Genomic DNA, 25,923 nt, shown 5'->3' with positions numbered 1-25,923 from the left:
GACGAACTGGACCCCTCCGTGCCCGCTGGCTCCACGAATGTGCCGCAGCCTGGTCGTACCGACCCCTCGCTGATCCGGAACTTCTGCATCATCGCCCACATCGACCACGGCAAGTCGACGCTGGCCGACCGGATGCTGCAGATCACCGGGGTGGTCGACGACCGGTCGATGCGGGCGCAGTACCTGGACCGGATGGACATCGAGCGCGAGCGCGGCATCACGATCAAGTCGCAGGCGGTCCGGCTCCCGTTCGCCCCGGCCGCGGACACGCCCGGTGGCCTGCTGGCTCCGGACGGTACGACGTACATCCTGAACATGATCGACACGCCCGGCCACGTCGACTTCACCTACGAGGTGTCGCGCTCGCTGGAGGCGTGCGAGGGTGCCGTGCTGCTGGTCGACGCCGCGCAGGGGATCGAGGCGCAGACGCTCGCGAACCTGTACCTCGCGCTGGACGCCGACCTGCACATCATCCCGGTGCTGAACAAGATCGACCTGCCGAGCGCGCAGCCGGAGAAGTACGCCGCCGAGCTCGCGCACATCATCGGCTGCGACCCGTCCGACGTGCTGAAGGTGTCGGCCAAGACCGGCGCCGGCGTCGAGGACCTGCTGAGCGAGATCGTCGCCCAGGTCGACCCGCCGAAGGGCGTCAAGGACGCTCCGCCGCGGGCGCTGATCTTCGACTCGGTCTACGACACCTACCGCGGCGTGGTCACCTACGTCCGGGTGGTCGACGGCGAGCTGAACCACCGCGACCGGATCAAGATGATGTCCACCGGCGCGGTGCACGAGATGCTCGAGGTCGGCGTCATCTCGCCGGAGCCGATGAAGGCGCCGAGCATCGGCGTCGGCGAGGTCGGCTACCTGATCACCGGCGTGAAGGACGTCCGCCAGTCCCGGGTCGGTGACACCGTCACCGCGTCCGTGCACGGCGCGACCGAGCCGCTCGGCGGCTACAAGCACCCGCAGCCGATGGTGTACTCCGGCCTGTTCCCGATCGACGGCGACGACTACCCGACGCTGCGCGACGCGCTCGAGCGCCTGCAGCTGAACGATGCCGCCCTGCAGTACGAGCCGGAGACCTCCGGCGCGCTCGGGTTCGGGTTCCGCTGCGGGTTCCTCGGGCTGCTGCACATGGAGATCGTCCGGGAGCGGCTCGAGCGCGAGTTCGACCTCGACCTGATCTCGACGGCGCCGAACGTGGTCTACCGGGTGGTGATGGAGGACGGCAAGGAGTTCGTCGTCACCAACCCGAGCGAGTTCCCCGAGGGCAAGATCGCGGACATCTACGAGCCGGTGGTCCGGGCCACGATCCTGAGCCCGAAGGACTACATCGGCGTGATCATGGACCTCTGCCAGACCAAGCGGGGCAACCTGCAGGGGATGGAGTACCTGTCCGAGGACCGGGTCGAGCTGCGTTACACGCTGCCGCTGGCCGAGATCGTCTTCGACTTCTTCGACCAGCTGAAGTCGAAGACCAAGGGGTACGCCTCGCTCGACTACGAGCCGACCGGCGAGCAGTCGGCCCAGCTGGTGAAGGTCGACATCCTGCTGCAGGGCGAGACCGTCGATGCGTTCTCGGCGATCGTGCACCGCGACAACGCCTACGCGTACGGCGTCGCGCTGGCCGGCAAGCTCAAGGAACTGATCCCGCGGCAGCAGTTCGAGGTGCCGATCCAGGCCGCGATCGGGTCCCGGATCATCGCCCGCGAGTCGATCCGCGCGATGCGCAAGGACGTCCTGGCCAAGTGCTACGGCGGTGACATCACCCGGAAGCGCAAGCTGCTCGAGAAGCAGAAGGAAGGCAAGAAGCGGATGAAGATGGTCGGTCGCGTCGAGGTCCCGCAGGAGGCCTTCATCGCCGCCCTCCGGACCACCGACTCCGCGGAGAAGGCCGGCAAGAAGTAGTGCGCCGGCCGAGGTCCGCCTAGTGCCCGTCGAGATCCCGGCGGGGCTCCGGGTCGTTGCCACCCGTGGGCCGGAATGGGTCGACTGGCTGGATCGTCTGCAACGGCTGGTTCGGGACTTGCTCGATGAGTGGAAGCTGCGGGTCGACGGCCCATCGGCTTATGGAAACTGCGCGCTGGTGGTGCCGGTAGTTGCTGACAATCAGCGGGCGGTGCTGAAGGTGCAGTTCCCGCACGTCGAGGCTGAGACCGAGCACCTCGCGCTCCGGGCCTGGGGCGGGAACGGCGCCGTACAGTTGCTGCGCGCCGACCCGCGGCGGTTCGCTTTGCTCCTGGAGCGGCTCGAGACTCGGGACCTGACCACGATCGATGCGCTGGACGCGTGCGAGATCGTTGGGTCCACCTACAAGCGGCTGCACGTCCCGGCCGGTCCGCAGTACCGGACGCTGTCCGGTGAGCTGAAGGGCTGGCTGGAGCGGTGGCGGCAGCTGCCGATGTCGGCGCCGGTGCCGCACCGGTACGTCGAGCAGGCGATCTCGCTGGCCGAGGACTTCGCCTCCGACCCCGCGACCGACGGGCGGCTGATCCACACCGACCTGCACTACGAGAACATGCTGGCCGCCGAGCGCGAGCCCTGGCTGGTGATCGACCCGAAGCCGCTGTCCGGCGATCCGCACTACGAGGTCGCGCCGCTGATCTGGAACCGGTGGGACGAGGTCGTTGCCGCCGGCGACCTTCGGTTCGCGGTCCGGCAACGGTTCTACACCGCGATCGACGCGGCCGGCCTGGACGAGGACCGTGCCCGGGACTGGGTGATCGTCCGGCAGCTGGTCAACGTGCTCGGGGCGATCCGGACCACCGACGAGTCGCTGCCGCAGGACTGGCTGACCCGCAACATCGCCATTGTGAAAGCGATCCAGGACTAAACTCAAACCCGTGACCGTTGCCAATCGTCGTGCCCGGAGCCCGCGAGGGTCGGGTGAGGACCTGCGCGAGGCGTTGGTGACGGCGACGGCGAAGCTGCTGGAGACGCACGACCTCAACGAGCTGTCGGTGCGGACGGTGACGTCGGCGACCGGGGTGAGCCCGACCGCGTTGTACCTGCACTTCGAGGATCTGCAGGGCCTGCTGCGGGCGGTGAAGGCGCTGTTCTTCGCCGAGCTGCGGGACACGCTGCTCGAGGCGAAGGGCGACGTACGGGCGCTGGCGCTGGCGTATCTCGGCTACGCGCGGGAGCATCCCGGGCGGTATGCGGTGATGTTCCATGCGCACCGGCGTACCGACACACCCAGCACGCCGGCTCCGGAGTTGGTGGAGCTTGGGTGGGCCGCCTTCCAGCCGCTGATCGACGCGGTGGGTGCCGTGAGGACGGACGACGTACAGGAGACCTCGCTGGAGCTTTGGCTCGCCCTGCACGGCCGGGCCCAGCTCGTCGTCGCGATGCCGTGGTTCGACCTGCCGGACGAGGTCAGGTACGTCGATCGCCTCGTCCGGCACCTCGTCGATCATCCTGCGTAGGCAGTCTTTCCGCCGTCGATGACCAGCTGCGAAGCGGTCAGATACGGGAAGTCGTCGGACGCGAGCGCCAGCGCGAAGGTGGCGATCTCGTTCGGCGTCGCCATCCGCTGGAGGCCGTGGACGTGCGACTTGCCCCAGTTGGCGGCGAGCGCGTTCCAGACGCTGTCGGGGACGTTCATCATGCCGGCGAGCCGGCGGACGAAGTCGGTGTTGGTGGTGCCGGGGATCAGGGTGTTGATCCGGATTCCCTGCGCCGCGTAGTCGTGGGCGGCGGACTGGACGAGGCCGACCAGGCCGCGCTTGGTCGCGGTGTACGCCGAGCGCCTCTCGGTGGTCGCGATGGCGTTGGAGGACGAGGTCACGACCACGGTGCCGCCGCCGCGCTCCAGCAGGTGCGGGACCTCGTACTTGAGCGCGAGGAAGTTGCCGCGCAGGTTGGTGTTGGTGACGTCGTCCCACTCCGCGGTCGTGTACTCGTGCAGCGGGCGCTCGACGCTGATCCCGGCGTTGTTGAAGCAGACGTCGAGTCCGCCGTACTTCGCCGCGACGCCGTCGACGAACCGCCGTACGTCGTCCTCGACGCGGACGTCGGCGCGGAGGTACGTCGCCTCGCCGCCGGCCTGGCGGATCTCGGCCTCGACCTGCCGGCCGAGCTGTTCGCGGCGACCGCAGAAGCCGACGTTGCCGCCCTCGGCGGCGAACAGGAGCGCCGCGGCACGACCGATGCCGCTGGTGGCGCCGGTGATCAGGACGACCTTGCCGGTGAATCGTTTGCGCGCCGACGCCTCGATGGTCGGGGGTTTGGCCGCGCCTTGCACGAATCCGATACCGGCGGCCGCGCCGGCTGCTACTCCGGCGACGCCGGCGACCGCGCCGGTCGTGATCACGCGGCGGCGGGTGAACTGCTCTGTCATCTCGTCAGCTCCTTAAGTGTACTGATGTAAATATACACTCGTAAATGTAATGCACGAGACAGGTCGGCAGGGTTGTAGTTAGTAGGTAGTAACTACTAACTTCGAGGCCATGCCGACACGGATGACAGGGCAGGAACGGCGGGAGCAGATCCTCGCGATCGCCGAGGAGGAGTTTGCGGCGGGCGGGCTGGCCGGGGCGTCCACCGAGACGATCGCGCGCCGGGCCGGGATCACGCAGGCGTACGTGTTCCGGTTGTTCGGGACGAAGAAGCAGTTGTTCCTGGCGTGCGTGGACGCGGCGTTCTCCCGGATGACGCTGGCGATGCTCGCGGCCGCGGGTGGTACGAGCGGGATCGAGGCGCTGACCGCGATGGGTCAGGAGTACAACGACATGCTCGCCGACCGTACGACGCTCCTCCTGCAACTCCAGGGCATCGCTGCTGCGGCCGCGGGTGACGGCGAGGTCCGGGATGCGGTGCGAGTGAGCTTCGGCAAGCTCTGGCAGGCGGTCGCGGACACGGCCGCCCTGGACCCGGTCACGATCAAAGCCTTCCTGGCGTTCGGCATGCTCCTCAACACCAGCGCCGCCCTCGACCTCCACAGTTTCGACACGGAGTGGTCGCAGCAAGCCAGAACCCGAGTAAAACCAGGCCTCTTCCACCACATCACCACGGAGACCAACCAGTGAGCGCGAATCTGGGAGGTCGAGACGAAGTGGGTGACGCGTCCACCGCACGTCGGCAGGTGGCTGGCTCTACTACAGGTGGGGAAGAGGCAGCGGCCCCACCGGTCCCACCGGGCGCGCTGGGGCCAGGTGCCGTGCCTGGGGCAGCGGCCGTGCCGGGCGCGAATGCAGCGCCGGGCGTGACCGCCTCACCGGGCGCGCCGGGCGTAGCGGGCAGGACCGACGCGTCTGGGGTGGTCGAGGGGGCGTCCTCGTCCTCACGTTCTCTTGCTGGGGTGTTGGTGTTTGTGGGGTTGGGGGCGGCGGTTATTGGGAGTTTGGGGGCTCCGTTGATTACTGCTGTTGCGGGGGAGTACGGGGTTTCGTTGGCGGCGGCGCAGTGGACCTTGACGATTGCGTTGCTGGTGGGGGCGGTGGCGACTCCGGTGCTGGGGCGGTTGGGGTCGGGGCCTCGGCGGCGGACCGTCGTGCTGGTGATGCTGGGTGTGGAGGTTGTCGGGAGTCTGCTGACGGTGGTGACACCGTCGTTTGCGGGATTGCTGGTTGGTCGGGCGATGCAGGGGTCCGGGCTCGGGTTGCTGGTGCTGTTGATGGCGACCGCGCGAGACCATCTCGACCAGGAGCGGGCAGCACGCACGATCGCGTTGCTGTCCGTTGCGTCGACCGCCGGGATCGGCATCGGGTACCCGCTCTCCGGACTGCTGACAGACCTTGCCGGCGTCCGCGCGGCCTACGTGCTCGGCCTCGTCGTCACCGTTGCCGCTTTCGCCGCGGCAGCCGTCGTACTGCCGCCGGCCCCACCGCGTCCCCGCACCCGCCTCGACGTCCGCGGTGCGGTCCTGCTCGCGATCGCCCTACCCGCGGTCCTCCTGGTGATCAGCCAGAAGCACCACACGATCGTCTCGGCAGTCGTACTCGCGGCGGCACTGGCGCTGCTTGCCGTCTGGGCGTACCTCGAGACTCGCACCGACCAACCGCTCGTCGACCTCAGGCTCCTCCGGCACCCAACCGTAGCCGCCGCAAACCTCGTCATGCTCACCGGCGGCGTCGGCATGTACCTGCTCTTCAGCCTCATCACCCGCTACGTCCAAACCCCAGCGAAAGCGGGCTACGGCTTCGGTCTCGACACCTTCCAGGCCGGTCTGGTCCTGGTCCCGTTCTCGATCCTCGGCTTCGTCGCCGGCCGCCTCGTCCCGCGCTGGCGCGACCGGCCCCGGTTGTTGCTAGCAGCAAGTACTGCGGTAGTCCTCGTCGCCTTCCTACTCTTCGCAACCACCCGCAACCACCTCGCCGAACCCGTTATCGCCATGGCCGTCCTCGGCCTCGGCGTCGGCGCCTTCTCGGCCGCGATGCCCGCCGCAATCCTCGCCGCGACCCCGCCCGCCGAGACCGCCAGCGCGATGAGCGTCAACGCGGTCGTCCGCAGTGTCGGCTTCTCCACCGGCAGCGCCCTCGCCGGCCTGATCCTCGCCGCCAAGACCTTCCCGACCGAGGCCGACTACACCACCGCCGCCTGGACCGGCGCCGCCATCACCACGGCGACGTTGCTGATCATCGCCGTACTAAAACCAGTAGAACCGGCGGCCCACCCGGCCTGACGATGGAGGTATGCGGCTGCTGACGGTCAACGTGGTGGAGGAGCTCCTCCCGGGTCCCAAGGACACCGGCTGGACCGCGATCGACAAGCGCCCGCAGTCGGGTCGCGTCCGCGTGGGCGAGCTCGGTCTGGCCGGCGACCGCGTCTGCGACACCGACAACCACGGCGGCCCCGACCAGGCCCTCTACGCGTACGCCGAAGAGGACGCCACCTGGTGGTCCGGGCAACTGAACCGGGCGATCCCGACCGGCCTGTTCGGCGAGAACCTCCGCACCGAGGGTCTCGATATCAACGGCGCGCTCCTCGGTGAGGTCTGGCGGATCGGCCCCGAGGTCGAGGTGATGGTCCGCGCGCCGCGCACTCCGTGCATCACCTTCCAGCACCGCATGCAGGAGCCGCGCTGGGTCAAACGCTTCCATCAAGCCGGGCGTCCGGGCGCCTACCTCAAGGTTCTCCGCACCGGCACCATCGCGGCGGGCGACGACATCGAGATCCTCAGCCGCCCGAACCACGAGGTCACGATCAGGGACATGTTCGCGGCCCAGGACGGCCGGAAGATGCGCGGCATGCTCGACTCCGGCGTGGACCTCATGGAGGAGCTCCGCGCCACCGCCGAGCGCGTGATCGCCCGCGGCTAGTTGCGACCTAGTCGCATATGCCTCACGATGACAGCGTGAGGAAACTGCTCCCTGCTCCGGGTCCAATGCGCCCGTTGGCCCTGGCGACGCTGCTCAGCCGGGTCGGCAACGGCCTGCTGATGACGATCAGCGTCCTGTACTTCAACCGCGTCGTCGGCCTCTCCATCGCGCAGATCGGTCTCGGCCTGACTATCGCCGGCCTGTTCGGGCTGGCGGCAGGCATCCCGTTCGGCCACCTCGCCGACCGCCGCGGCCCGCGCACTCTCTTCGTGATCCTCAGCCTGCTGATGTCGCTGCTTGCCGTGCTCTACCTGGTCATCGGCACCTTCTGGCAGTTCCTCGTCGTCGCGACCGTGGTGACCGTCCTCGACCGCGGCTCCAACGCGGTCCGGTTCGCGTTGATCGCCGGCGTCACCGCGGGCCCGGAGCGGGTCGCGGCCCGCGCGTACCTCCGGTCCATGACCAACATCGGTGTCACCGCCGGCGCCGGCCTCGGCGCGATCGCGCTCTCCTTCGGTACGGCGACGTCGTACCGGCTGATGTACGGCGTGTACGTCGTCCTCGGCGTCGCCGCCGCCCTGGTCGTCATCGCCGTACCGCGGGTCGAGCCACGCCCGCGCACCGACGGACCGGTGTGGGTCGCGCTGACCGACCGCGGCTACCTGGCGGTGTCGGCGCTCAACGCCGCGATCTCGATCCACTACTCGGTCATCGACATCGCGATCCCGCTCTGGGTCGTGGACCACACCGACGCGCCGCACTGGGCTGCCGCCCTGCCGCTGATCGTGAACGCCGCCGTCGTCGCCCTACTCCAGGTCCGCGCCTCCCGCGGCATCGTCGACACCGCGACCGCTGCCCGCGCGACCCGCACCGCGGGATTGTTGCTCTTGGCATCCATGGTGCTGTTCGCCACTGCCTCGGCCGGTGACGCCGTGATCGCGGTCGCGGTCCTGGCGATCGCGGCGCTGGTCCAGGTAGCGGGCGAGTTGCTGCAGTCGTCCGGCTCATTCCTGCTCGGCTTCGACCTTGCCCGCGAGCACGCCCAAGGCCAGTACCAAGGCGTCTGGAACACCAGTACGTCGATCAGTTCGATGGTCGCGCCCGCCGTACTCACGCTGCTCCCGCTCGGACTCGGCGTCCCCGGCTGGATCATCCTCGGCGTGTGGTTTGCCGTGATCGGGGTCCTGTTCGTGCCGGTGGTCCGGTGGGCTGCGGCGCGTCAGTTGGTCGGTTCGCGGTAGCCGAGCGCGGCTGAGATCTTCCGCGCGGCCTCAATCGCGGTCGGGGCCATCAGTGCGACCTGTGCGATCGACTGCTCGAGGGAAAGCGTGGAGATGCTGACCGCGGCAACGGCCGCGCCGGTGTGGTCGTGGATGACCGCGGCGACGCAGCGAATGCCAGGCTCGTTCTCCTCGTCGTCGAGTGCGTAACCGCGGGCGCGGGTCTGCGTGAGGTCGGCCTTCAGCGCAGCGGCGGTCGTGTGCGTCAACGGCGTACGCGCCGGCAAGCCGGTCCGGGTGATGTGGACGTCGAGGTCCTCTTCGTCCTTCTCCGCGAGCAGCGCCTTGCCGATGCCGGTGCAGTGCAGCCAGATCGCCTTGCCCACACGCGACGGCATCCGGTACGGCTTCGGGCCGTCGAGGCGCGCTACGTAGATCGCCTCGTCGCCGTTCAGTAGGCCGACGTGCACCGTGCAACGCGTCTGCGCGACCAGGTCCGCGAGCACCGGACGAGCAACAGTGGCCAGATCCACGTTGGTCAACGCATGCCCGGCCAGGCGCAGCGCCTTCGGCCCGGGGTGGTACGAACCGTCCTCGGCCTGCGCGACGAACTCGTGCTCGACCAGCGAGGCCATGATCCGGTGCACGGTCGACTTCGCCAGACCGGTCGCATTCACCACGTCGGTGAACCGCGAGTGCTCCAGCACGGCGTCCAGCACCATCAGCGTCTTGTCGATGGCCGAGGGCGAGCTCATGTCCGACATCCTGCCACTCCTATCTGGCCAGCCAGCCGCCGTCGACCGCGAGAACGTGTCCGTTCACGTAGTCGGACGCCGGCGAGGCGAGGAACACCGCAGCGCCGACGAGGTCTTCCGGCCGCCCCCAGCGACCGGCCGGGATCCGTTGCCGGATCGCCGTTTCGCGCGCCTCGTCCGCCCGCAGGTCGGTGGTGTTGTCGGTACTGATGTACCCCGGAGCGATCGCGTTCACCTGGACCCCATCCGGGCCCCACTCTCCGGCCAGCGCCCGGGTCAGTCCCGCGACCGCGTGCTTGCTGGCCGTGTAGGCAGGGACGCGGATCCCGCCCTGGAAGCTGAGCAACGACGCGATCGTCACGATCTTCCCGGTCCCGCGGGCCGCCATCGCGGCGCCGATCGGGCGCGTGACCGCCCAGGTGGAGTTGAGGTTGACGTCGATCACGTGCTGCCAGTCCGCGGCTGTGGTCTCGGCTGCCGGGGCGCGCCGGATCGTGCCCGCGTTGTTGACCAGGATGTCGATCTGCCTGGCCAGTGCCAGTTCTACGGCCGCTGCTTCGACAGCTGCCGGGTCGGCGAAGTCGGCGGTCACCACCGACGCCTCGCCGCCGCCGTTCTGCTTGATCGCCTCCAGCGTGTCCTCGAGCGCCGCGTCCCGCGCCATCAGCACCAGGTCGGCGCCGGCGGCGGCGTACCCGGCGGCGATGGCCGCGCCGATACCCCGTCGCGCTCCCGTGACGAGCGCCGTTCGTCCTTCAAGGCTGAACAGGCTCACCGAAGATCCCGTACATCGACACCGTCCATGTCCCCGAACGCCTGGTTCTCGCCGGCCATCGCCCAGACGAAGCTGTACGACGAGGTGCCGGAGCCGGAGTGGATCGACCAGCTCGGCGAGATGACCGCCTGCCGGTCCGCGACGATCAGGTGCCGGGTCTCCTCGGGCTCGCCGAGCAGGTGGACGATCCGCTCGCTCTCCGGGAGACCGAAGTACAGATAGCACTCTGTACGCCGATCGTGGGTGTGCGCGGGCATGGTGTTCCAGGTGCTGCCGGCGTGCAGCGTGGTGACGCCGAGCACAACCTGGCAGCTGCGGACGCCGTCGGCGTGGATGTACTGGTCGATCGTGCGCCGGTTCGCGGTCTGCTGGTCGCCGAGCTCGAGCCGGTTGCCCTCGCCGGGGTTGACCTGCGCGGTCGGGAAGTCGGTGTGCGCGGGCGCGGAGAAGATGTAGAACGCTGCCTCGGGTCCGTCGAAGACCACCTCGCGGACGCCGCGGCCGACGTACAGGCAGGCACCCGTGGTCAGCTCGTACTTCGTGCCGTCCGCGGTGATCGTGCCGGGTCCGCCGACGTTGACGATGCCGGCCTCGCGGCGCTCGAGGAAGTACTCGCTGCGCAGCTCCGGGTAGGTGCTGAGGGTCAGCGGGCCGTTCGCGGGGCGGGCGCCGGCCAGCACGATCCGGTCGTGGTGGGTCAGCACCGCGGTGATCGCGTCCGGCGTGAAGAGGTCGTCAACGAGGTAATGCCCGCGGAGTGCGGCGGTGCCGAAGCCTGGTACCTGGGACGGGTGGGTGGCGTGGCGGACCTGAAGGAGCGGGTGTGCATTCACGGAACTAGGTTCTACTCGACAGAACCAGGTGTCAATCGAAACTGCTGGAACTGCGGGCTGAATTGTTCCGGGTTCCGTGTCTTGACACTAGGTTCTATTAGATGGAACCTTCCAACCACTCGCCCATCGCCCCTGGGAGGATCCCCATGACCGCACTGGACTGGTCAGTCCTGGTCGGCTACTTCGTGTTGATGGTGCTGATCGGAGTCTGGTCGCGCACCAAGATCAAGACGGTCGTGGACTACTTCACGACCGGCGGCCGGATTCCCTGGTGGTTGTCCGGCATCTCGCACCACATGTCCGGCTACAGCGCCGTCATGTTCGTCGCCTTCGCCGCGGTCGCCTACACCTACGGCATCACCGTCTACGTCTGGTGGGCCGTGTCGATCGGCGTCGGCGTCGGCATCGGCGCGTTCCTCTTCGCCGCGCGCTGGAACCGGTTGCGCGCGAAACATGGGGTGGTGTCACCCCTGGAGTACCTCGTCCGCCGGTACAACCTGCCGACGCAACAGGCCCTCGCGTACTCCGGCGCCGCGCTCAAGGTCGTCGACATCGCGTCGAAATGGGTCGCGATCGCCGTCCTGCTGCACGGGTTCACCGGCGTACCGATGCGCTGGGGGATCCTGCTCACCGGCGTGGTCACGATGGCGTACGCGACGCTCGGCGGGCTGTGGGCCGACGTACTCACGGACTTCGGGCAGTTCGTCATCCAGTTCGGGGCCGGCGTCGCGATGTTCGTCGGCGTGCTGCACCACCTGGACGGCGTACCGACGCTGTGGAAGATGTGGGACCAGTTGCCGGCCGGTCACGGGCATGCGCTGAACGGGCCGTACACGCCGATCTTCTTGATCGCTTTCCTGTTCATCAAGACGTTCGAGTATAACGGCGGCATGTGGAACCTGGCGCAGCGCTACATGGCCGCGCCGTCCGGGACCCAGGCGAAGAAGTCCGCGCTGCTCTCGTCGATCCTGTGGCTGGTCTGGCCGCTGATCCTGTTCATCCCGATGTGTGCGGCGCCGCTGCTCGTGCACCCGGGGAAGCCCGAGCAGTCGTACGTCCAGTTGGCGCAGCTGCTGCTGCCGGGCGGTCTGATCGGACTCGTGCTGGCCGGGTTCTTCTCGCACACGATGGCGATGGTGGCCTCGGACGCCAACGCGATCTCGTCCGTGATCACCCGGGACCTGGCGCCGGTGATCGTGCCGCGCGTTCGGCGGCTGACCGACAAGGCGACGCTGAAGATGGCGCGGATCGTCACTTTCACCTTCGTCACGGTCAGCATGCTGATCGCGATCGCGACGAACGGCGAAGGCGTCGTGCTCAAGATCGTCGTCGACCTGGTCGCCGCGACGATGGGACCGATCGCGATTCCGCTGATGCTCGGCCTGCTGCCGTGGTTCCGGCGGAGCGGACCGCGGGCGGCGCTGGCGTCCTGGGCGATCGGGCTGATCGCGTGGACGATCGTCAAGTGGGGCATCGGATCGACCGATACGACCCTGGTCGTAGCGTTGCCGCTGGCAACCTCTCTGGTGGTGTACGTCGGCCTCGGTCTGCTGGCCCCGGAGCACCGGCCGGGCGTCGACGAGCTGGTCGACTCGCTGAACACGGACCCGGACGAGACGTTGGTCCGTCGCCCCGCCGCAGTGTCCTGAAAAACTACTAGTTGCTGGAGAACCCTTCATGCCGAACATCACCGTCGAGCTGCTGTCCGGTCGTACCCTCGACCAGCGCCGCGAGTTCGTCGCCGCGGTCACCGAGTCCGCGATCAGCATCCTGAACGCCAAGCGCGAGTCCGTCCGCATCGTCTTCCAGGAGATCGAGACGACCGATGTCGCGAACGGCGGGGTCCTGGTCTCCGACTCCTGACCTGCCCGGACCGCCAGGCCATCACAACCGGCCGCCTACCTGCCGTCCCCGCCCCGACGCGCTCGAGCCGCCGGATTGTGATGGCCTGCGCGTCCGCTCCCCGAAACATCCGGGCGGGCGCGGCGAGCACCAACTACTGTCGTGCCCATGCGAGTAGGTGTTTTCGGTGCGACGGGTCAGGTCGGCGGGGTCATGCGGGAGCTGCTGCTGGAGCGGCGGTTCCCGGTGGACGAGGTGCGGTTCTTCGCCTCGGCGCGGTCGGCGGGTCAGACGTTGCCGTTCGGGGACCGGTCAGTGGTGGTCGAGGACTCCGCGACGGCCGACTTCGCGGGGCTCGAGCTGCGCTGTTCTCCAACGGGAAGACGGCTTCTCGCGAGCTCGCACCGCGGGTCGCGGCGGCCGGCGCCGTCGTCGTCGACAACTCGTCCGGCTGGCGGATGGATCCCGACGTACCGCTCGTCGTCTCCGAGGTGAATCCGGAGGACCTCGACTCGATCGCGAAGGGGATCGTTGCGAACCCCAACTGCACGACGATGGCTGCGATGCCGGTGCTTGCGCCGCTGCACCGCGCCGCGGGGCTGACCCGGCTGGTGGTCTCGACGTACCAGGCTGTGTCGGGCTCGGGTGGGGTCGGGGTGAGCGAGCTCGAGGACCAGGCTCGTGCGCTGGCTTCTGTTGGCGGGCGGCTGGCTCGCGGTACGGAAGGTGTGCTGCTGCCAGAGCCGAAGGTTTATGCCGGGCCGATCGCGTTCAACGTGCTTCCGCTGGCCGGCTCGATCGTTGCCGATGGCACCGGTGAGACGGACGAGGAGCAGAAGCTGCGGAACGAGAGCCGGAAGATCCTGCACCTCCCGGAGCTGCCGGTGGCCGGGACGTGTGTCCGGGTTCCGGTCTTCACTGGTCACTCGTTGAGCATCCACGCCGATTTCGCTGAGGCGCTGACCCCTTCGCAGGCCGTCTCGTTGCTCGACGGCGCACCTGGGGTGGCACTCGCGGACCTCCCGACGCCGCTGCTCGCGGCCGGCCATGACCCGTCGTACGTCGGCCGGATCCGTCAGGACCAGTCCGTCGCCGGCGGTCGCGGGCTCGTTCTCTTCGTATCCAACGACAACCTGCGCAAGGGGGCGGCGCTGAACGCCGTACAGATCGCGGAGCTGCTCGCCCAGCGCTGAGATCTTCGCCACTTGCGTTGCGGAAACGTGATGTAGAAGGTTCAGTCGGGCGCGCGGGTGGCATGGTCATCGACGGCTGGTTGCTATTACCCTCCGGTACAGGTCGTGTCTCCCGGCCCCACGCCTACTGCGCGGCACGCGGTACGGCACCTCGGCGCACGGGTGCAAAGGGCAAGATGCTCCGCATCTAACCCTTCGCCCCCGCGCGCCGATGCACCGCACCGCGCACCTGCTCGCTACGGCGTGGGGCCGGGAGACACGACCTATTGACCCCCGATGGAGGCCAGTTATGAAGCCTGTCGCCGATTCCGGCCTGCTCGCGCTCGCGACCAACCGCAAAGAGACCATGGCCCAGATGTTCCTGGACCGGGTCGACGCCACGCCTGCCCGCGAGGCGTTCCGCTTCCCGCGCGGTGAGCAATGGACGTCGGTGACGTGGCGCGAGACCGACGAGCTGGTACGGCGGCGCGCGGCCGGCCTGATCGCGCTCGGCCTGGAGCCGGAGCAGCGGGTCGGGATCGCGGCGAACACCCGGATCGAGTGGATCGAGTGCTACCTGGCCGCCGTACTCGCCGCGGCCGCGACGACCACGATCTACCCGTCGACGATCTCGGACGATGTCGCGTACATCGTGGCGGATGCCGACGTACAGGTGGTGTTCGCGGAGGACGCGGGGCAGGTCGACAAGCTGCGCTCCGCTTCGGCTTCGGTGCGGAAGGTGGTGCTGATCGACGGGTCGCCCGCGCCGGACGACGGGGACTGGGTGATCAGCCTTGGGGAGCTGGATACGCTGGGTGATTCCTATCTGAAGGAGCATCCGTCGGCCGTGGACGAGCGGGTCGCGCGGATCTCGCCGGACGATCTGTGCACGTTGATCTACACGTCCGGGACGACCGGGCGGCCGAAGGGCGTGCGGCTGCCGCACTCGGTGTGGACGTACGAGGGCGCGGCGGTCGAGGGGATGCGGGTGCTCTCGCCGGACGACCTGCAGTTCTTGTGGCTGCCGTTGTCGCACGTGTTCGGCCAGGTGCTGCTCGCGGTCCAGTTCCAGATCGGGTTCGCGACGGCGGTGGACGGGCGGATCGACAAGATCGTCGACAACGCTGCCGTCGTACAGCCGACGTTCATGGCGGCGGCGCCACGGATCTTCGAGAAGGCGCACGCGCGGATCGTGACGATGATCAAGTCGGAGGGCGGGGCGCGGGCTCGATTGTTCGATTGGGCTTTTGGTGTCGGAGCTCGGGTGTCGGCGTTGCGGCAGGCCGGGCGGGAGCCGTCCGGGTTGCTCGCGGCGCAGTTCGCGGCGGCGGACCGGTTGGTGCTCTCGAAGATCCGGGACCGGTTCGGCGGGCGGATCCGGTTCTTCGTGTCCGGGTCGGCGGCGTTGGACAGGACGTTGGCGGAGTGGTTCCACGCTGCCGGGTTGCTGATTCTCGAGGGGTACGGCTTGTCGGAGACGGCGGCTGGGTCGACGTTGAACCGGCCTTCGCAGTACAAGCTGGGGAGTGTGGGGGTGCCGTTTCCCGGGACCACGGTCGTGATTGCGCACGACGGTGAGGTGCTGATCAAGGGCGGCGGGGTGATGAGCGGGTATCACAACCTGCCGGCGCAGACCGATGAGGTCCTCGATGGCGACGGGTTCCTGCACACCGGGGACATCGGGCACTTCGAGGACGAGTTCCTGGTGATCACGGACCGGAAGAAGGACCTCTTCAAGACGTCCGGCGGGAAGTACGTCGCGCCGCAGGTGATCGAGGGGCGCTTCAAGACCATCTGCCCGTACGCCAGCCAGTTCATCGTCCACGGCAACCTGCGCAACTTCGTCTCCGCCCTCGTCACCCTCGACCCGGACGCGATCGAGGGCTGGGCCGCTGACCACGGTCTGGCCGGCAAACCGTACGCCGAGATCGTCACGTCGGACGCCGCCCGGGAGATGGTCCAGTCGTACGTCGACGAGCTCAACTCGACGCTGAACCGCTGGGAAACCATCAAGAAATTCACGATCCTCGACCGCGACCTCACCATCGAATCCGGCGAAATGACGCCCAGCCTCAAACTGAAACGCAAATACGTAGAAACCCAGTACGCGGACCTCCTCGACAAAATGTACGAGTAACCCCACGCGAGCTACGCGGACGCTCTGTCGTCGCAAGCTCCTCCGACGCGCCCGCTCCACCCGCTCCCACCCACCCTCCGGCTAAACGCCGGCTTCCTGCGAGCTGCCGCTCGCGTGCTGCTCGCTGCGCTCGCGGTGACCACGGGGTGGTCGCGGGGTGCCGCTGGTGACTTGGTGATCAGGTGGTGAGTGGTGTCATTCCCACGCGGTGCTACGCGCGGCTCCTTCGTCGCCGTGCTGCGCGCCGCTCCCACCACCCTCCGGCTTAGCGCCGGCCTCCTGCGAGCTGGCGCTCGCGTTGTGCCAGCTGGCGCTGGCGTGTTGCGGGCTGGCGCCCGCGGGTTGCTCGCTGCGCTCGCGGGTGACTACAGCGTGGTCGCGGGGGTGTTGCTGGTGGCTCGGGACGAGGTGGTGAGTCGTGTTGTTCCCGTCGAGTTGCTCGGTTCCATCGCGGTGATTGCTACGTGGTCGCGTGCAACGGAAGGGGCGTCCTGCGGTGCGGTGGAATGTGGTCAGCGACTGCTGTCCGGCGTGGCATCGGCGTACCCGTCGCGGTGTGCGCTGCAACATTCTTCTCGGTGGTGCAGGTGGCCCCCGGGTGGTCGCTCGTACTCGAGAAGGTCTTTCTGGCAGCGGTTTTCTGCCGCTTTAGTCCTGGAAACCGGTGCGCAGTCAATCGTTGCCTGCGCATTGACCATCGTGGAGCGTTGCGGAAGTGTTCGGGCATGAGTGCGTGGAGTGATCATGAAGTAGAAGCCAAAGTCATCCAGGTGTTGTCTGCCGTTCCGGTCGTGAACGCCGATGGACACCACTACGGGAAGGCGTTTGTCACGACGTACCAGTTGGCCATCAAGCTGGATCAGCGGTATCCCGAGCTGAAAGGCCAACTTGGTCGGAAGCTTGGTGGTATGGGGACGGGCGAGCACGTGAGCCTGTCGCAGTACCTCGGCAAGCAGTTGTCGGCTCAGATCAAGAAGCATGGCGACGCCTACCCGATCGAGGGTGCATTCCTCTCTGGGCTTGCCCTCACTGAGCTTTCCTTCAAGACGGCCGACGGGGAGGCGCTCGTAAGCAGTGTGACGGGTACCGGCTATGACCTTTCGCTGTTCCGCAAACGACCCGACGCCAGCGGCGCGACTGTCGGCTGACGACGGCTCCGAAGCCGTTATGGATTTACCAGCGGGAGGTGGACAGTGACACTGTTGTTGATGCTTGGGGAACTGGAGGGCGAAGGCCCGATCGAATGACGCAAGGGAACCGCATTGCGGATGCATCAATCGATCGAGTCAGGGGGATGGGGCTGGTTGACGTCAGTTGACGGCGGACCAGACCGGGTGCGCCTTGTCGTACGTCGACAGGACCTTGCCCTCCGGCGAGAGGAGGACGGCGAGGTCGCGCGAACCGGAAAGCATGACCGCGACGCCGACGTCGAGATAGATGTGGTTGTCGCGGGCAACCTCTTCGGCGCGGGTCAGGAAGGTCGGATAGTCCGGGCCCAGGACGGCTGCCGCAGCTTCCGGCCAGGCGACGATCTGCGCGCCGGCGGATGCCTCGCGTCGGGTCTGCGCGAACAGGTCCGCGTTGAGCGCCTCGAAACCCTCCCGGTTGCTTCCGAGCTCCGGTTTCCGCGCCTCGGCGGCCTGAGACACGCTGACACCCGCGTCCCGGACGAGATCCTGCACCTGCGGAGCAAGCGCGAGCCGCACCCCACCACCGACCAGCACCAGGCCGAGGACACCGGCGTACGCCGCCACGCTGGGAAGGACAGGGCGATGCTCGAGGAACGGATTGACGACCGGAGCCGCCCACGCCATCAGGAAGCTGATCCCGGCCAACGGACCCAGCCGTGCCACCAACAACCGATCCGCCAGCAATAGCAAGCTCAGCATCACGCTCAGCACCAAGCACCCGACAAGGCTCAAGCCGAGCCCGCCCACCAGCCACAACCACCGAAGCTTTCCCATACCCCCGAGCCTCGCCGCGATCACCCACCCGTTGACCGCACCTGGCTCCCCACCCACCCTGCACTTTTGTCTACCCCGTTGGCCGAACTATGAGACGGATCGGGCCGGGACAGGTCGGCGGGCCGCCAGCGCGAGGAGCACGGTCGCGGTCGTGGCGACGAGGGTGATGGGTAGGACGAAGCGCGGGACCACGTGTCCGGAGTACTGGGTTCCGTTGTTCAGATGGCAGTTGAAGTGCGGTGGGAAGTATCCCGCGTCGTAGCCCGTGATCGTGGCGTCGCGGTCCGGGAGGGCCGTCTGGCAGGCGTGCGGAGGCGAGGAGTCGGTGCCGCCGTCGCCCAGTTCCATTGCGACGAATGCAGTCGCGCTCGCATAGACCACGACAGCGATGGAACCGGTGACCATCGCCAGACCGCGCAGGCTGCGCCTCGGCCGGCGGCGGACCAGGCCGGAGACGGTCGTGCCCAAGCCCCAGAGCCCGACGATCAGGGCGATGATGAGCGCGAACAGCAGCAGAACTGCGATCATGCGCCCCAGTGCAGCACACGCTGGGGCGAGGAGCGGGCGCGGAGGTCCCGTGAAGGAGTCCGTAAGCTGGGGGTGTGCCGTCGACATTGCCCGAGGGGGAGGTTGCGCCCCGGGATGGGGTGCTGCCGGAAGCTGCTGTTCGTGAGGCCGTTGACCGGCCGTTGGGGTTCTACCTGCACGTCCCGTTCTGTGCGGTCCGGTGTGGGTACTGCGACTTCAACACGTACACCGCCAAGGAGCTGGGTGGTGGCGGTTCGCAGGCGTCGTACGCCGATACCGCGGTCAACGAGGTGCGTCTGGCCCGCCGGGTGCTGGGGGACCTGGACCGTCCGGTCGACACGGTCTTCTTCGGTGGCGGTACGCCGACCCTGCTGCCTGCGGCGGATCTAGGGAAGATGCTGGCCGCCGTCCGGGACGAATTCGGTCTCGCGCCCGACGCGGAGGTCACGACCGAAGCCAACCCTGAGTCGGTCGACCCGGCCTACCTGGACGAGCTGCGAGCGGTCGGCTTCAACCGGATCAGCTTCGGCATGCAGAGCTCCTCGCCGCACGTGCTCAAGATCCTCGACCGCCAGCACACTCCCGGGCGCGCGCTGCAGGCCGCCAAAGAGGCGACCTCCGCCGGCTTCGAGCACGTGAACCTCGACCTGATCTACGGGACCCCGGGCGAGACCCTCGACGACTGGCGCGCCTCTCTGGAGTCCGCTTTGTCGGCCCAGCCCGACCACGTCAGCGCCTACGCGTTGATCGTCGAGGACGGTACGCAGCTCGCCCGCAGGATCCGCCGCGGCGAGCTGCCGATGCCGGACGACGACGACCTCGCGGACAAGTACGTGCTCGCCGACGAGCTGCTGACAGCCGAGGGCCTCGACTGGTACGAGGTCTCCAACTGGGCGCGCACGGAAGCCGCCCGCTGCCGGCACAACGAGCTCTACTGGCGCGGCGACACCTGGTGGGGCATCGGACCTGGCGCGCACAGCCATGTCGGCGGCGTCCGGTGGTGGAACGTGAAGCACCCGAGCGCGTACGCGGAGCGAATCAGCACCGGCGACAGCCCTGCTCACGCCCGCGAGACACTCGACGACGAGACCCGGCGAGTTGAGCGGGTCCTGCTCGAGGTGCGTCTCCGAGCGGGACTGCCGCTCGACGTACTCGACGCGGACGGCCGAAAGGCCGTCGATCAGGTCGTCGAGGACGGGCTGGCGACGGTCGTCGGCGAGCGGCTGACGCTCACCGATCGCGGCCGGTTACTGGCGGACGCCGTGGTCCGGGATCTCTTGCCCTAGACCGGTTACGCACAGCGAACTGACAGGTAGCAAAGCCGTCGGTGACGGTCATGACTCACAGCGTGACCAGCACCGACACTATGTCAGGACCTGCTGGCCTTCGTGTCTCAGTGTGACGGCGAGGCGCTTGACAGACCCACGGTGAAGCACTGAGACTCAGCTCACTTTCGCGATCCGAAAGCGCTCTCAACACCGTCCAGTTGCAGGGAGCAGTACCCATGCGGCCCAGTGCCCGCTACCGCCTCGTTGCCGCGGTCCTCGCCTGCGGTGCCATCCTGCTCGCCACCGCCTGCGGTGGCAGCGAACCGGCCTCATCCGATGCCGGAGGCAACAAAACCGACGGTCCCCAGATCGAGCTGACCATCGCGACTTTCAACGAGTTCGGGTACGCCGACCTGTACGCCGAGTACGAGGCCGAGCACCCGAACATCAAGATCGTCGAGCAGCGCGCCAAGACCGTCGACGACCACATCAAGAACCTCGAGGCGAACCTGAAGCGGGGCGCCGGGCTGGCCGACATCGAGGCGATGGAGGTCAGCTGGATCTACAAGTACCTGGCCAAGTCGGACCAGTTCGTCGACCTCCGCGACTACGGCGCGAACGACCTGTCCAACCGCTGGCTGGACTGGAAGGTGGCCGGCGCGACCACGCAGGACGGCAAGGTGATCGGGTACGGCACCGACATCGGCCCGGAGGCGATCTGCTACCGCCGCGACCTGTTCCAGAAGGCCGGGCTGCCGACCGACCGGGCCAAGGTGGCACAGCTGCTCCAGGACTGGCCGTCGTACTTCGCCACCGGGCGCAGGTTCAAGGCCAAGGTCCACGGCTCGGCGTGGTACGACTCCGCCGTACTGACCTGGGAAGCGATGCGTAACCAGCTGGCCCAGGCCTACTACTCGAACCAGGATCGCTTCCTCGCCCGTGAGAACCCGCGGCTGAAGCAGACCTGGAACGAGGTCGTCCAGGGCAGCAAGGACGGTCTGTCCGCAGGGCTGCCGGCCTGGAGCGACGCGTGGAACGCGGCCTTCCAGACGGACAAGTTCGCGACGATGGCGTGCCCGGGCTGGCTGCTCGGCGTCATCCAGGACAACGCGGGCGGTTACGGCAAGGGCAAGTGGGACGTCGCCGACGTATTCCCCGGCGGTGGCGGCAACTGGGGCGGCTCGTACCTGACCGTGCCGAAGCAGTCGGCGCAGCCGGAGGAGGCGGCCAAGCTGGCGGCCTGGCTGACCGCACCGGAGCAGCAGGTGAAGGTGTTCAAGAAGATCGGCTCGTTCCCGTCCACGCTGGACGCGTACGACGACCCGCAGGTGAAGTCGCAGATCAACCCGTACTTCAACAACGCGCCGGTCGGACAGATCTTCATCAACCGGGCCCGCAACGTGATCCTCAAGCAGCACAAGGGCCCGCGCGACGGCGAGATCAACCAGATCTTCAGCGCGATCCTGGCGAAGGTCGACGCCGGCAAGCTCTCCCCCGAGGCCGGCTGGAAGCAGGCCCTCGACCAGTCCGAAACCGCCGCCAACACGCGACGAGGAAGCTAAAAGTTAGCCCTGCATCGACCTGGGACGTACTACGGTGTGAACGCGAGCCAACCGACGACCAGGAGGACCGATGAACGTTTCAGGTTCTCCGACTCTCGAGCAGGTCGCGGCGCTGGCCGGAGTGTCCCGGGCCACCGTGTCGCGGGTCGTGAACGGGTCGCCGAAGGTGCTGCCGGAGACGGTCGCCCAGGTCGAGCGCGCGATCGGGCAGCTGGGCTACGTGCCGAACCGGGCCGCGCGGGCCCTGGTGACGCGGCGGACCGACTCGGTCGCGATCGTCGTACCGGAACCGGACAGCCGGGTCTTCTCGGACCCGTTCTTCGCCGGGATGCTGCACGGCGTCAGCAGGACGCTCGCGCCGACGTCGTCCCAGCTCGTGCTGCTGATCGAGCCGGCGGAGGCCGACGACCAGCGCCTCCTGCGGTACCTGCGCGGCGGTCACGTCGACGGCGCGATCATCATCAGCCACCACGGCCGCGACAACGTGCTGCAGGAGCTCGCGCAGATGCCGCTCCCGATCGTGTTCAGCGCCCGGCCGCTGGGAGTCGACGTACCCGTCGCGAGCGTGGACGTGGACAACGTCGCCGGTGCGCGGACCGGTGTCGAGCACCTGCTGTCGATCGGCCGGCGAAAGGTCGGCACGATCGCCGGGCCGCTGGACATGACCGCCGGCATCGACCGGCTGACCGGCTACCAGGACGTGATGCGCGAGGCGGGCCTTCCCGAGGCGGTCGCGTACGGCGACTTCACGGCCGACGGTGGCGAGCAGGCGGCGCTGCGCTTGCTGGATGAGCACCCGGACCTCGACGGACTCTTCGTCGCCTCGGACCTGATGGCGACAGCGGCGCTGCGGGTCCTGTCCGGCAAGGGACGACGCGTCCCGGCCGACGTCGCGGTGGTTGGCTTCGACGACTCGGTGCTGGCCACCACGACCACTCCCAAACTCACCACTGTCCGCCAGCCGGTGGAGAAGCTGGGTGCCCGGCTGGCCGAGATCCTGCTGGCCAAGATCGCCGGCGCCGACCTCACCGCCGCCGAGATCTACGACACCGAACTGATCGTCCGCGACAGCGCGTAGCAGTACCTCGACCGACCTCGACGGGATCTCGACGGACCTCGACGGCTCAGTCCGCGGCCGGGGGTTCGCTGGGGAAGAGGATCGGGCTGAGCAGGTACCGGGTCCGGTTCGGAGCGGACGGGTTGGCCAGCCGGGGGATGATCGCGTCGCGTAGTTCGGTGACCAGCGCGACCAGTTCCTCGTGGCTGAGCCAGATCGCGTGCTGCTGATACCCGACCGCGTCGGTGGACAGATCGGTGCTGTCGCGATCGAGGTACGCGTTGAACTCGGCGATCAACGCGGCCGTGGCCGCGGCGAAACCGCGCCGGTGGTCGTCGGGGGTCAGGGAGGCGGCCGTGTGCGGGTCGATCGAGGCACGGTCCTGGCGGAGCCGGTAGTGGCGTTCGACCGCGCCGCGCACGCGCCGTTCCTCGGCGACTTCGAGGATGCCGCCGGCGGTCAGCAGGTCGACGTGCCGGTACACCGTGGCCTTCGAGACGTCCGGCAGCAACGCTGCGAGCTGAGCGGTGGTGAGCGTCCGCTCGCCGCGCAGGGCATGGACGATCCGCAGCCGCGCCGGGTGCCCGAGCAGTTCCAAGGTGTCCACTGCGCAACGATCTCATGACGTGATACCTTTCTCAAAAATTGAGAAAGGTGAGGGTGGATGACAGCAGGCAAGGATCCGGCCGCGGTCGCCGTGGCCGTCGTCGAACTGACGGCCGACGGACGGTTCGCCGAGGTCGAGAAGTTGTTCGCGCCCCGGCTGCTGGCGGCGGCGTCCGCCGAGACCTTGCGGATCGGGTGGGAGACCGAGCTCGCCAAGATCGGTCCGGTCGCCGCTCTCGGCGATCCGGTGGCGCAGCCGGTCGAGGAGGGTCTGGTACGGGTGAGCGTCCCGGTGACCTGTGAGCGCGGCGGGCTGACGGTGGCCATGTCGGTCGGCGAGGACGGCAGGTTGCACGGCCTCCGGCTCGCGCCGCCGGCGAACTCGTCCTGGGAACCGCCGGACTACGCCAAACCCAGACGGTTCACCGAGGAGGAGATCACCGTTGGCGACAGTCCGCTCGCAGTGCCCGGCACGATGACGCTGCCGCGGAAGGGTGGCCGACGGCCGGGGATCGTGCTGCTCGCCTCGGGACCGTCCGACCGCGATGTGACGACCGGGCCGAACAAGCCGTTCAAGGATCTGGCGTGGGGGTTGGCCAGTCGCGGCGTCGCCGTGCTCCGCTTCGACAAGCTGACGTACGTCCATCCCGCGGCCGGCTCCGAATCCGGCTTCACGATGGTGGACGAGTACGTGCCGCACGCGCTTGCCGCCGTACGGCTGTTGCAGCGGCATCCCCAGGTGGATCCGGCGCGGGTGTTCGTGCTTGGTCTGAGTGGAGGGGGTAAGGCAACTACCCGGGTCGCGGCCGCTGACGCGTCGATTGCCGGGATGGTGAGTCTCGCCGGTGACACCGCTCCGCTGCCCCGGGCAGCTGTCCGGATCGCTCGCTATCTGGCCGAGTTGGACCCCGGTCCGCACACGGCGGCGGCGCTCGATGCGATCACGGCGCAGGCTGCGCTCGTCGAGAGTCCTGACCTGTCACCGTCGACCCCGGCCGCGGAGCTCCTGTTCGGCTGGCCGGCGTCGTACTGGCTCGACCTGCGGAGCTTCGACCCGGTTGCGACGGCCGCGGGATTGGACAAGCCGATACTTGTCCTGCAGGGCGGGCGGGATTATCAGGTGACGGTTGCCGATGACCTCGTGCGGTGGCGAGCTGGGCTGGCGGGGCGGCCGGACGTGACGATTCGCGTGTTCGACGCCGACGATCATCTGTTCTTCCGGGGTGGAGGGCCGTCGACACCGGCCGGCTACGAGGCGCGGCAGCACGTCGATCCGGCGGTGGTCGCCGCGATCGCCCGGTGGCTCGGTGGTGGCCGGAGCTTGGTCAGGCGGTTGGTGTCCGGCCGCTAGGGCGGGTCGTTCTCGAACTGGAACTGGACGCGGATGTTGTTGTCCAGGGGGAGGACGATCGTGGTGTTCGAGGGTGTCCAGGTTTGGGGGACGAGGAAGAGGCGGTTCTCGCCTACCACCAGGAGTCTTAGGCCTCGGTAGCGGTAGTTGAAGGTCTGGCCGGCACCCTGGCGGAGGGCGGTTTCCTCGAGGCCGGGTGATCTCAGGGCCAGCTTTTCCTTGGTGTCGAGGATGACTACTGGGAAGCGGTTGAGGTGGCGGGCGTCGGACTTCGCCAGGCCGCGGCCGGAGTACTGCGCTGTGGTGGCGGTCGCCCAGAATGTGCAGACGACGGTGACGAATGCCAGCAGAATGATGAGGACGCGCTGCTGACCCAGGACCGGGGTGGAACGGCTGGTCGCAGGCCTGGTGGGTTCGGGTGGGACGGCCTGGGCCGGGTCGGGCCGGGCGGACTGGGTGGAGTCGGGTGGGACGCGTTGGGGTGGGGAGGTCCGCTGGCGTAGGTGGGTGAGGTAGGCCAGGGCTGCTGCGGACAGGCCGATCACGGCTGGGATGACCAGTGCGTAGTACGGGAGGTGGCCGATCACGGGGTACGCGAGCAGGCCGGCCACGCCCAGGAGCAGGACCGCGACGGCGACACGGGCAGCGCGGCGGACGGCGACGGCCGTCGGGTGGATCGCGTTGTGCAGGAGCAGGGCGGCGACGGCGAGCAAGGTGACGCCCAGGAGCGGGAGCAGCAGCGGCTGGGGGCTACGCATCACGTAGTCCTGGGTGCTCAGGCCGATGGTGTCGACGTCGATGCCGAAGTACTCGTACTGCGAGCGCGCGGAGACGTAGCCGAAGTAGAACAGCAGCGTGCTGATCAGCGTGATCGGCGTGACGATGCCCGCGGCGAAGCTGACCCAGCGTTCGGCCTGCGACCGCTCGTCAGCCATTCGTCGTCTCGTGGGGCTGCGCGGTCAACCCGATCTGGCTGCCGCCCAGCTTCGACAACTGGTCGCAGACGTCCTGCGACTCGCACGTCGCCTTGGCCGGCAGGGTGAGCGTCACGCTGCCGGTTTCCGCGACCTGCAGGAAGCCGACCCAGCACTGCGGCTGGTCCTTCGAGGTCCACTCGAGACCTTCGCAGGACCGGGCGTCGCCCGGGCACCCGGACTGGTCGACGGTGAAGATGCCGGGCGGGTCGAAGCTCGGCGTACCGAGTTTGATCGTGACGCCGTCCGGGATGTCTCCACCCAGCCAGCTGATCGGGTTGCACCGCTGGCCGTCGTCCGGGACACCACCGACCGGGAGCGAGACGATGTCGATCGACGGCTTGGTCTGCTGCGACTGCGTCGACTCGGGATCGGTCGGTTCCGGCGCCGGCTCGCTCGTGCCGGTGGTGTCGGTGGACGTGACGGTGACGTCCGGCGGCGACGTACCTCCGTCACCCGACGTGTCCGAGCACCCCGCCGCCAGCAGGGCAATTACCGAAACCGTGACCGGCCACACGCGCATGACCACCACCCCCACTGATCAGAATGACCCTGCGTGCAGACAACGACAACCTTTTGTTCACTCTCCGCTGCGACAAAGGTCGTTCCGTGATATCTCT

At 68.2% G+C, this 25,923-nt stretch carries 24 protein-coding genes and 1 pseudogene; 16 read left to right on the top strand and 9 right to left on the bottom strand.

Annotated features, from left to right (window positions below):
* The first annotated feature begins 18 nt into the window (after positions 1–18).
* Genes lepA through AB0E69_RS39030 form a run of 3 tightly spaced genes read left to right on the top strand, consistent with a single transcriptional unit; the run spans position 19 to position 3,425 of the window.
* Positions 19–1,908 (top strand): translation elongation factor 4, encoded by a 1,890-nt coding sequence (gene lepA / locus AB0E69_RS39040; RefSeq protein WP_360158734.1) that lies wholly within the window; start codon positions 19–21, stop codon positions 1,906–1,908.
* A 22-nt stretch (positions 1,909–1,930) separates the two neighbouring features.
* The gene (locus tag AB0E69_RS39035) at positions 1,931–2,833 is read left to right on the top strand and encodes an aminoglycoside phosphotransferase family protein (RefSeq protein ID WP_360158731.1); all 903 of its coding nucleotides are present in this window, start codon (positions 1,931–1,933) and stop codon (positions 2,831–2,833) included.
* 10 nt (positions 2,834–2,843) lie between these two features.
* Positions 2,844–3,425 (top strand): TetR/AcrR family transcriptional regulator, encoded by a 582-nt coding sequence (locus AB0E69_RS39030; protein WP_360158728.1) that lies wholly within the window; start codon positions 2,844–2,846, stop codon positions 3,423–3,425.
* Here the strand turns inward: AB0E69_RS39030 and AB0E69_RS39025 are convergent.
* On the bottom strand, positions 3,413–4,339 hold the full coding sequence (locus tag AB0E69_RS39025) for an SDR family oxidoreductase (protein ID WP_360158725.1): 927 nt from the start codon (positions 4,337–4,339) through the stop codon (positions 3,413–3,415). The genes AB0E69_RS39030 and AB0E69_RS39025 overlap by 13 nt on opposite strands.
* A gap of 109 nt (positions 4,340–4,448) precedes the next feature.
* Here AB0E69_RS39025 and AB0E69_RS39020 point away from each other — a divergent pair, with 109 nt between their 5' ends.
* The 4 genes from AB0E69_RS39020 to AB0E69_RS39005 are packed head-to-tail and all read left to right on the top strand — an operon-like array spanning position 4,449 to position 8,500.
* On the top strand, positions 4,449–5,027 hold the full coding sequence (locus AB0E69_RS39020) for a TetR/AcrR family transcriptional regulator (RefSeq protein ID WP_360158722.1): 579 nt from the start codon (positions 4,449–4,451) through the stop codon (positions 5,025–5,027).
* Positions 4,955–6,622, top strand: a complete 1,668-nt coding sequence (locus tag AB0E69_RS39015; protein WP_360158719.1) for an MFS transporter — start codon at positions 4,955–4,957, stop codon at positions 6,620–6,622. The genes AB0E69_RS39020 and AB0E69_RS39015 overlap by 73 nt, the downstream gene beginning before the upstream one ends.
* A 10-nt stretch (positions 6,623–6,632) precedes the next feature.
* Positions 6,633–7,259 (top strand): MOSC domain-containing protein, encoded by a 627-nt coding sequence (locus AB0E69_RS39010; protein ID WP_360158716.1) that lies wholly within the window; start codon positions 6,633–6,635, stop codon positions 7,257–7,259.
* Between the two features lie 35 nt (positions 7,260–7,294).
* Positions 7,295–8,500 (top strand): MFS transporter, encoded by a 1,206-nt coding sequence (locus tag AB0E69_RS39005; protein ID WP_360158713.1) that lies wholly within the window; start codon positions 7,295–7,297, stop codon positions 8,498–8,500.
* Here the strand turns inward: AB0E69_RS39005 and AB0E69_RS39000 are convergent.
* From AB0E69_RS39000 to kduI, 3 genes are read right to left on the bottom strand one after another with little or no spacing between them, the layout of a single operon-like run.
* Positions 8,479–9,234 (bottom strand): IclR family transcriptional regulator, encoded by a 756-nt coding sequence (locus AB0E69_RS39000; RefSeq protein WP_360158710.1) that lies wholly within the window; start codon positions 9,232–9,234, stop codon positions 8,479–8,481. The two genes, AB0E69_RS39005 and AB0E69_RS39000, sit on opposite strands and share 22 nt — an antisense overlap.
* 19 nt (positions 9,235–9,253) lie before the next feature.
* Positions 9,254–10,009 carry an SDR family oxidoreductase gene (locus tag AB0E69_RS38995; RefSeq protein WP_360158707.1) on the bottom strand — a complete coding sequence of 252 codons (756 nt, stop codon included), beginning with the start codon at positions 10,007–10,009 and terminating at the stop codon, positions 9,254–9,256.
* Complete coding sequence (kduI, locus tag AB0E69_RS38990) at positions 10,006–10,842, bottom strand: 5-dehydro-4-deoxy-D-glucuronate isomerase (protein WP_360158704.1); 837 nt, start codon at positions 10,840–10,842, stop codon at positions 10,006–10,008. The genes AB0E69_RS38995 and kduI overlap by 4 nt, the downstream gene beginning before the upstream one ends.
* A 146-nt stretch (positions 10,843–10,988) precedes the next feature.
* Between kduI and AB0E69_RS38985 the strand changes: the two genes are divergently transcribed.
* The 5 genes and pseudogenes from AB0E69_RS38985 (at position 10,989) to AB0E69_RS38965 (ending at position 17,141) form a co-directional block, all read left to right on the top strand.
* Positions 10,989–12,491: a sodium:solute symporter family protein gene (locus AB0E69_RS38985; RefSeq protein WP_360158701.1), complete on the top strand. Its 1,503-nt coding sequence runs from the start codon at positions 10,989–10,991 to the stop codon at positions 12,489–12,491.
* Positions 12,492–12,519: 28 nt separating this feature from the next.
* Positions 12,520–12,705 carry a tautomerase family protein gene (locus AB0E69_RS38980; RefSeq protein ID WP_360158698.1) on the top strand — a complete coding sequence of 62 codons (186 nt, stop codon included), beginning with the start codon at positions 12,520–12,522 and terminating at the stop codon, positions 12,703–12,705.
* A gap of 147 nt (positions 12,706–12,852) precedes the next feature.
* A pseudogene (locus tag AB0E69_RS38975) lies at positions 12,853–13,877 on the top strand (aspartate-semialdehyde dehydrogenase).
* Positions 13,878–14,166: 289 nt separating this feature from the next.
* Entirely contained in the window at positions 14,167–15,993 is a 1,827-nt protein-coding gene (locus AB0E69_RS38970) for a long-chain fatty acid--CoA ligase (protein WP_360158695.1), read from the top strand.
* A gap of 725 nt (positions 15,994–16,718) precedes the next feature.
* On the top strand, positions 16,719–17,141 hold the full coding sequence (locus AB0E69_RS38965; protein ID WP_360158692.1) for a hypothetical protein: 423 nt from the start codon (positions 16,719–16,721) through the stop codon (positions 17,139–17,141).
* Positions 17,142–17,303: 162 nt separating this feature from the next.
* Here AB0E69_RS38965 and AB0E69_RS38960 read toward each other — a convergent pair whose 3' ends face one another.
* Complete coding sequence (locus AB0E69_RS38960) at positions 17,304–17,957, bottom strand: hypothetical protein (RefSeq protein WP_360158689.1); 654 nt, start codon at positions 17,955–17,957, stop codon at positions 17,304–17,306.
* Between the two features lie 87 nt (positions 17,958–18,044).
* Positions 18,045–18,485, bottom strand: coding sequence for a hypothetical protein (locus tag AB0E69_RS38955; protein ID WP_360158686.1), 441 nt, complete (start codon positions 18,483–18,485; stop codon positions 18,045–18,047).
* 74 nt (positions 18,486–18,559) lie between these two features.
* On the opposite strand from AB0E69_RS38955, the gene hemW reads away from it, so the two are divergent.
* From hemW to AB0E69_RS38940, 3 genes are all read left to right on the top strand, one after another.
* The gene (gene hemW / locus AB0E69_RS38950; RefSeq protein WP_360158683.1) at positions 18,560–19,771 is read left to right on the top strand and encodes a radical SAM family heme chaperone HemW; all 1,212 of its coding nucleotides are present in this window, start codon (positions 18,560–18,562) and stop codon (positions 19,769–19,771) included.
* Positions 19,772–19,989: 218 nt separating this feature from the next.
* Entirely contained in the window at positions 19,990–21,315 is a 1,326-nt protein-coding gene (locus tag AB0E69_RS38945; RefSeq protein WP_360158680.1) for an ABC transporter substrate-binding protein, read from the top strand.
* Positions 21,316–21,385: 70 nt separating this feature from the next.
* A complete protein-coding gene (locus AB0E69_RS38940; RefSeq protein ID WP_360158677.1) occupies positions 21,386–22,393 on the top strand; it encodes a LacI family DNA-binding transcriptional regulator in 1,008 nt (335 codons plus the stop codon).
* Between the two features lie 46 nt (positions 22,394–22,439).
* On the opposite strand, the gene AB0E69_RS38935 is transcribed toward AB0E69_RS38940, so the two are convergent.
* Complete coding sequence (locus tag AB0E69_RS38935) at positions 22,440–22,979, bottom strand: helix-turn-helix domain-containing protein (protein ID WP_360158674.1); 540 nt, start codon at positions 22,977–22,979, stop codon at positions 22,440–22,442.
* Between the two features lie 57 nt (positions 22,980–23,036).
* Here AB0E69_RS38935 and AB0E69_RS38930 point away from each other — a divergent pair, with 57 nt between their 5' ends.
* Positions 23,037–24,329 carry a hypothetical protein gene (locus AB0E69_RS38930; protein ID WP_360158671.1) on the top strand — a complete coding sequence of 431 codons (1,293 nt, stop codon included), beginning with the start codon at positions 23,037–23,039 and terminating at the stop codon, positions 24,327–24,329.
* Here AB0E69_RS38930 and AB0E69_RS38925 read toward each other — a convergent pair.
* Together AB0E69_RS38925 and AB0E69_RS38920 are read right to left on the bottom strand one after the other, a co-directional pair.
* Positions 24,326–25,264, bottom strand: coding sequence for a hypothetical protein (locus AB0E69_RS38925; protein WP_360158668.1), 939 nt, complete (start codon positions 25,262–25,264; stop codon positions 24,326–24,328). The genes AB0E69_RS38930 and AB0E69_RS38925 overlap by 4 nt on opposite strands.
* Positions 25,257–25,826 carry a hypothetical protein gene (locus tag AB0E69_RS38920; protein ID WP_360158665.1) on the bottom strand — a complete coding sequence of 190 codons (570 nt, stop codon included), beginning with the start codon at positions 25,824–25,826 and terminating at the stop codon, positions 25,257–25,259. The genes AB0E69_RS38925 and AB0E69_RS38920 overlap by 8 nt, the downstream gene beginning before the upstream one ends.
* Positions 25,827–25,923: the final 97 nt, after the last annotated feature.

The organism is Kribbella sp. NPDC026611 (genome assembly GCF_040638345.1).
Taxonomy (GTDB): domain Bacteria; phylum Actinomycetota; class Actinomycetes; order Propionibacteriales; family Kribbellaceae; genus Kribbella.
This window is presented reverse-complemented; position numbering and strand designations above follow the sequence as displayed.